The 6,306-nt window shown below is 70.1% G+C and carries 5 protein-coding genes; 2 read left to right on the plus strand and 3 right to left on the minus strand.

The annotated features are described in order from the left end of the window. Positions 1-358: 358 nt before the first annotated feature. Together Q1X76_RS09740 and Q1X76_RS09745 are read right to left on the minus strand one after the other, a co-directional pair. Positions 359-1,816, minus strand: coding sequence for a glycosyltransferase (locus Q1X76_RS09740; RefSeq protein WP_300719653.1), 1,458 nt, complete (start codon positions 1,814-1,816; stop codon positions 359-361). A gap of 178 nt (positions 1,817-1,994) precedes the next feature. Continuing rightward, positions 1,995-3,137, minus strand: a complete 1,143-nt coding sequence (locus tag Q1X76_RS09745) for a DegT/DnrJ/EryC1/StrS family aminotransferase (RefSeq protein WP_300719655.1) — start codon at positions 3,135-3,137, stop codon at positions 1,995-1,997. Positions 3,138-3,631: 494 nt separating this feature from the next. Here Q1X76_RS09745 and Q1X76_RS09750 point away from each other — a divergent pair, with 494 nt between their 5' ends. Continuing rightward, positions 3,632-4,558: a DMT family transporter gene (locus Q1X76_RS09750; protein ID WP_300719657.1), complete on the plus strand. Its 927-nt coding sequence runs from the start codon at positions 3,632-3,634 to the stop codon at positions 4,556-4,558. A 188-nt stretch (positions 4,559-4,746) separates the two neighbouring features. On the opposite strand, the gene Q1X76_RS09755 is transcribed toward Q1X76_RS09750, so the two are convergent. Beyond that, entirely contained in the window at positions 4,747-5,166 is a 420-nt protein-coding gene (locus Q1X76_RS09755; protein WP_300719659.1) for a hypothetical protein, read from the minus strand. Between Q1X76_RS09755 and mutL the strand changes: the two genes are divergently transcribed. Continuing rightward, positions 5,146-6,306 (plus strand): DNA mismatch repair endonuclease MutL (gene mutL, locus Q1X76_RS09760; RefSeq protein ID WP_300719661.1); only part of this gene is annotated, 1,161 nt, incomplete at its 3' end. The two genes, Q1X76_RS09755 and mutL, sit on opposite strands and share 21 nt — an antisense overlap.

Here is a 6,306-nt window from a genome sequence, read left to right on the forward strand (position 1 = left end):
GGAAGCTACGGGCATCGACAGCAACGCGCGACCGGATGGCGGCCCGCAGGGCCGTGCCCGTTGCGACGAAGGAAGCTACGGGCATCGACAGCAACGCAAAGGGCTTCCTTCCCCCAAAAACGAAATGTGATGCGTCCTGTCCCTAGGCTCAGGACTCGTTATCAAGGTTGTGTTTCTGTGGAATATTCTAAATAATATACTGAAATAAAAATTATTTTCAGAAATGAGAACTCCTGTCCTTGGTTATCTATAAAATTTGGCGGGTTTTGGGGAAGATGGGGGAGTTTGAGGGGGCAGGAACCCCTTTTTGCCGCGAGCAAAAGGGGTTCCTGCCCCCTCAATGCAAAACGTCCTGGGCCTAGCGGCGCCGGATGGCGGCGGGCAGGGCGAAGTAGAGGCGGGCGGCCACGTCGAAACAGGCCCCGGGCAGGTAGCTGGCCCACCAGAACAGGCGGTATTTGCGCGCGTGGTCGCGCCAGGGCCGGATGGTGGCCCGGGCCTCGCGGCCCCGGCCTTCGCGCCACAGGCTCACGGCCTTCTGGAAGGCGGCGCGGCGGGTCAGCAGGCTGACCAGTCCGGCGTGTTCCGCATCGTAGCCGGGCCAGAGGCGGCGGTGCTTGGCCAGGATGGCGAGGGTCTCGTCCGCGAACTGGCCGAACTTGCGGAAGGTGGTGTTCTTGCCATGTACGCGCCAGACGGTGAGGGGCTCGTCCACATGGTCCAGTTTCCAGTCATGGGCCACGCGGTAGAAGATGTCGGCCTCCTCGCAGACATTGAGGCTTTCATCGAACCAGGCCGGCACGCCGCCCGCGGCGGCGGGCGGACAGACCACGCTGTCCAGGGCCGCGCGGGAGAGCATGGCCGAGGACATGGAGATCCATTGCCGTTCCATGAGGGCGGCAAAGGCCATGCCGCGCTGGGGCCGGGATTCGGCGAACAGGCGTTCGAGCACCTGCCTGCCGTCGAAGATCTCGGTATCGGTGCAGACCAGGCCCACGCGCGGGTCGGCCTCGAAGCAGGCCACCTGACGGGCCAGCTTCCCGGGTCGCCAGAGGTCGTCGCAGTCCAGGAAGGCCACATAGCGGCCCCGGCTGCGGGCGATGGCCAGATTGCGGGCCGCGCCCAGGGGCACGGTCTTTTCGCCGCGGAAATAGCGCAGGCGTCCGGCCAGGGCGGCATGGCCCCGGGCGATCTGCGGACTGCGGTCCGTGGAACCGTTGTCCCAGAAGATGACCTCGAAATCCGTGAAGGTCTGGGCGGCCAGGCTGTCCAGGGCCTCCTGCAGATGTTCGGAACTGTTCAGGCAGTTCATGATCACGGAAACAGCGGGGCTTTCGGACACGGAGACATGATCCATGGATTCACCTCGGGATGACGGGGAAGGCGGGCCGGGCCGCCGGGTCGCGGGCCGGAAGACCCAGAGACGGCAGAGCAGGTAGAGGCAGAGCGGCGCCGTCAGGGAGGCGGCGGGCAGGGCCAGGGCGCGGGGCAGGCCGTACCAGTCCAGGCATGCGGCCAGCAGCTCGCCCAGATACAGGCCCGCTCCCTGCACCAGGACGAAACGGGGCAGCATGCGGGCGTGGTGCCCGTGCCTGACGCCGAAGGTCCAGTAACACTGCCCCGCGTAGGCGGCAAGCAGGGCCAGCAGGCCCGCCAGGGCCCGGGCGGCCGGAGCGGGCCAGTGGGCGTGGAGGACGAGCAGGTGCAGGCAGCACAAAAAACACAGGGTGGCCGCGCTGCCCACCATGCCGAAACGCAGCAGGGGGCGGGCCAGCAGGCCCGCGGCAAAGGTCTTCGTCTCGGACAGGACAGTCACGGCATCCTCCCCGGGCAGGGCCCTGTACGGCAGGTCCGGCCTGCCGGCCGGAGCGCCATCGGCGACGGCTCCGGGGAGCCGGAAAGAGCGGAGCGGGAGGGCGTTCCCGCCAGGACCGGCGCGGCCTTTCCCAGCGGCGGGGCCGGGCAAGGCCGCGCGGACGTCGTCGGCCTCGCGGCTAGGCCAGGGTGGCCGTGATGACGTCGCAGACATGTTCCACGTCGGCGGCGCTCAGGCCGGGATGCATGGGCAGGGTCACCAGCTCGCCGTAGAGCTGTTCCGTCACCGGCAGGGGCAGGGCGTCGGCGGCGGGCCGGAACAGGCTCAGCAGGTGGTTGGGCTTGTAGTGCACGCCCACGGGCACGCCGGCGGCGCCGAGGGCGGCCTTGAGCTCGTCCTTGCGGCCGTGCAGCACGCGCACGCAGACGATGTGCGGCACCACGAAGTCCTGCGGATCGGTCTGCAGCAGGCGCAGGCCCGGCAGGCCGGAGAGACGCTGCCGGTAGATGTCGCCCAGGGCGCGGCGGGCCGGGATGAATTCCCCCTCCAGACGCGAGAGCTGCACGCGGCCGATGGCGGCCATGATGTTGCTCATGTGGAAACGCCAGCCGATGCGCTTCACGTCCGGGTCCCAGGTGCGCGTCCCGGCGAAGCGGGAACGGGTGTCGCCCTCCACGGAGAGCAGGCGGGCGTCGGCGGCGTAGCGGGCCTCGCTGGCGTTGAAGAAGACGGCGCAGCCGCCCTCGCCGGAGGTGATGTTCTTGATGCCGTCAAAGCTGAAGCAGACGATGTCGCCGAAGCTGCCGATCTTGCGGCCGTGATGGCGGCAGCCGAAGGCATGGGCCGCGTCCTCGATGACGCGCAGCCCGTGCTGCCGGGCGAAGGCGTGGATCCCGTCCAGATGCCAGGGGTTGCTGGCATAGTGCACGGGCATGATGGCCAGGGTGGCGGGCGTGATGCGGCGGGCGGCATCCGTCAGGTCGATGGTGCCGGTCTCGGGCAGCACGTCGCAGGCCACGGGTTCGCAACCGGCGGCCAGGATGGCCTGGAAGGAGGCCACGAAGGTCAGGGACGGTACCAGGATCTGCGGCTTGCGGGCGGCGTGGCGGGGGGCGATGGCATCCACGGCCAGGGTCAGGGCGGCGGTGCCCGTATTGGCGGTCACGACCTGTTCGGGCGCCACGCCCAGATAGGCGGCCAGCTCCTGTTCGAAGAGGCAGGTCTCGTGCCCCATGCCCAGATAGCCGTCCCCGACGATGACGCGGCGGACGGCTTCGGCTTCGGCTTCGCCGACTATGGAACGGGAAAGACGCATGCTCATGGCATATCCTCTCTCTGTATGGATAGGGTGGACGGGCCGCGGGCGGCCCGGAACTCTGCAATACCCCCTATCCGGCCGGGGAGCAAGCGGCCCCGCGGCCGGGGCGCGGACGGCGGGGACGCCCGAAGGAGGCCGCCCAGGGGGAGGGGCGTTCGCGCAGTGCGGCAGGACGATGCGCCCCTGGCCCGGCCGTTCCCGGCCGGCACGGCAGCGGCGGGGCGGCAGCCTGCGCCGGGCTGTGCCATCGGGCGGGCGTGCGCGCCGGGAGCTGTTTCCGGCCCCTGACGTGCAGCGGGGAGCGGGGAACATGGCCGCAGCGGCGTGAAAGGCTCGCGGCGGCCCTGCGTACGCTGCCCGTCTGCGCCGGTGGGGCCCGGCCGTCGCAGGCGCGTGCCGGGCACTCGACCTTTTGTCCGGGCTTTGGCATGCTGCTGCGACGCACAAGGGACGGCAGGGGCCGCCCTCCTGTGCGCCGTCATCGTGGAGGGATCGTCATGTGGGTTCGCATCTGGCCGCATCTGGCCCTGTTTCTGGCCATGGTTTTCTGGAGCACGTCCTATGTGGCCCTGCGGGTGGCGCTCAGCGCGCTGGATCCCTTCACGGTCATGGCCGGGCGCATGGCGGTGGCGACCCTGCTCTTCCTGCCGCTCTGGGGCGGGTTGCTGCGCGATCTGCGCCGCAAGGGCCAGTGGCGCTGGCTGCTGCTCATGGCCCTGGCCGAACCCTGCTGCTATTTTTTGCTGGAGACCCGGGCCCTGTGCCTGACCACGGCCTCGCAGGCGGGCATGGTCATCTCGCTCTTGCCGCTCATCACCGCCGTGGTGGCCTGGCGCCTGCTGGGCGAGCGGGTCGGGGCGCGGGGCTGGGCCGGTTTCGCCCTGGCCGTGACCGGCGTGGTCTGGCTCTCCCTGCAGTCCGCCGTGGACGAGACGGCCACGGCGCCGGTGCTGGGCAACTTCCTGGAAGGGCTGGCCATGGTCTGCGCGGCCCTCTATACCGTGCTGGCCCGGCGGCTGTCCGCCGCCTATTCGCCCCTGCAGATCACGGCCGTGCAGTCCTTTGTGGGCATGAGCTTCTTCTGCGGCCTGCTGGCCCTGGCCCCGCTGGACTATACGCCCGTGCTGCTCCATGTGCGGGTGCCGGACTGGGCCCCCTGGGCCAGCGTGGTCTATCTGGGCGGCATCGTCTCCCTGGGCGGCTACGGGCTCTACAATGTGGGGGTCAGCCGTCTTTCGGCGGCCGGGGCCGCGGCCTATACCAACCTCATCCCCATCCTGACCCTGGCCGGGGGCGTCATCCTGCTGCGCGAGGTCTTCCTGCCCGGCCAGTACCTGGCCTCGGCGCTGGTGGTGGCCGGCGTGCTGCTCAGCCAGTGGGGCGGACAGGGCGGACGGCGCGCGCGGACAGGCGGCAAGAGCTGAGGGGAAGGCCCGGCCGTGGCGGCAGGCTGGTGTGGATGCGAGGCCCCGGAGCGGCGCCGGCGGCGTCCTGCGCGTCATGGTCCGGCCGGGGTCCCGGCACAGCGCCGCCGTGTACCGGAGATACGGCAAGGGGCGGCCGCCTCCTCCGGGAGACGGCCGCCCCTTGCGGCATTGCAGATGAAGGGCGCTCAGGCGTTGCCCGCGTAGAACAAATGCCGGGCGCTGCGCGCCGCGCTGATGCGGTAGATCTGCACCGTATAGCGGCCCTTGCCGCCGCACAGGGGGCAGGAATCGGTGATCAGCACGCAGCTGGCGTCCAGTTCCAGGGGGTCGATGCCCACGGCGTTCAGCAGGCGACGGGTGCGGCCCTTCTCCCAGAAGATGGGCGCGCCGCAATGGCCGCATTCCACAAAAAGCATGTCGGGATCAAAGGCTTCCGGCACCGGCAGCACGGGGATGTTGACGGTGTGGGGGGTCTCCTGCCGCGCCACGGCGCAGCGGCTGCGGTGCCGCAGGGGCCGCCTGCGGTTGAGGACGCGCCGGGGGGCGTGCTTGCCTTGCGTCTGGCGGCCGGATAGAGTGGCCGCATGTCTGGAGTATCTCGTCATATACGTTTGTTACCGCCTGAGTTGCGCAATCAGATCGCCGCCGGCGAGGTGGTGGAGCGCCCGGCCAGTGTGGTCAAGGAACTGGTGGAAAACAGCCTGGACGCCCAGGCCACGCGCGTGGACGTCATGCTGGAGAACGGCGGCCAGAGCCGCATCCGAGTACAGGACGACGGCACGGGCATCGCCCCCGGCGAGCTGGAACTGGCCGTGACCCGCCATGCCACCAGCAAGATCGCCAGCCTGGACGATCTGGAGCGGATCGCGTCCTACGGTTTTCGCGGCGAGGCCCTGCCCAGTATCGCCTCCGTGGCCCGCTTCAGCATGGAATCCGCCGTGAGCGGCCCGGACGGCGGCACGGAAGCCGCCCGCATCGTGGTGGAGTTCGGCCGCCTGCTGGCGGCGGAGCCCTCGGCCCTGCACCGGGGCACCATCGTGGAGGTGCGGGACCTGTTCAGCAATATACCCGCGCGGCTCAAATTTTTGAAGACCCCGGCCACGGAGTTCAAACGTGCCCAGGACTGGCTGCTGCGCCTGGCCCTGGCCCGCTGCGACGTGGGCTTCAGCCTCAGGGCCGGGGAGCGCGAGGCCCTGCGCTTTTTGCCCGGACAGAGCCTGCGGGAGCGTCTGGCCCTGATCTGGCCGCGCCTGGTGGTGGAGGCCCTGCGCCCCTTCGACGGCGAGCGCCACGGCATCCGGGCGCACGGTCTGGCGGCCCTGCCCTCGGTGAGCCAGCAGCGCGGGGACCGCATCCTGCTCTATGTCAACGGCCGCAGCGTCAGCGACAAGCGCCTGCTGGCGGCCGTGCGCGAGGCCTACAAGGGCCGCCTCACCAGCCGGGACTATCCGCAGGTGGTGCTGTTCGTGGATATGCCGCCCGACGCGGTGGATGTCAATGTCCACCCGGCCAAGAGCGAAGTCCGCTTCCGGGACGAGTCGGCGGTCTTTTCCGCCGTGCTCCACGCCGTGCAGGGGGCGCTGGTCGGCGATGTGGAGGACGTGCTGGACGCGGCCCGCGCGGCGGACGACGCCCGCCCGGCAGGCACGCGGGCCGGCCTCTGGGACGGGCTGCCGCCGAGGCCGCAGGGCTTCTGGGGCAGCGCCGATGCCGCGCCCCTGCTGCGCGGCAGGGCGGAAGACGCG

The organism is uncultured Desulfovibrio sp., from assembly GCF_949282365.1.
Lineage (GTDB): Bacteria > Desulfobacterota > Desulfovibrionia > Desulfovibrionales > Desulfovibrionaceae > Desulfovibrio.

Coding starts and splice junctions, on each gene's coding strand:
- Q1X76_RS09755 (WP_300719659.1), bottom strand. CDS start 5,166: ATGACGAGATACTCCAGACATGCGGCCACTCTATCCGGCCGCCAGACG.
- Q1X76_RS09745 (WP_300719655.1), bottom strand. CDS start 3,137: ATGAGCATGCGTCTTTCCCGTTCCATAGTCGGCGAAGCCGAAGCCGAA.
- Q1X76_RS09750 (WP_300719657.1), top strand. CDS start 3,632: ATGTGGGTTCGCATCTGGCCGCATCTGGCCCTGTTTCTGGCCATGGTT.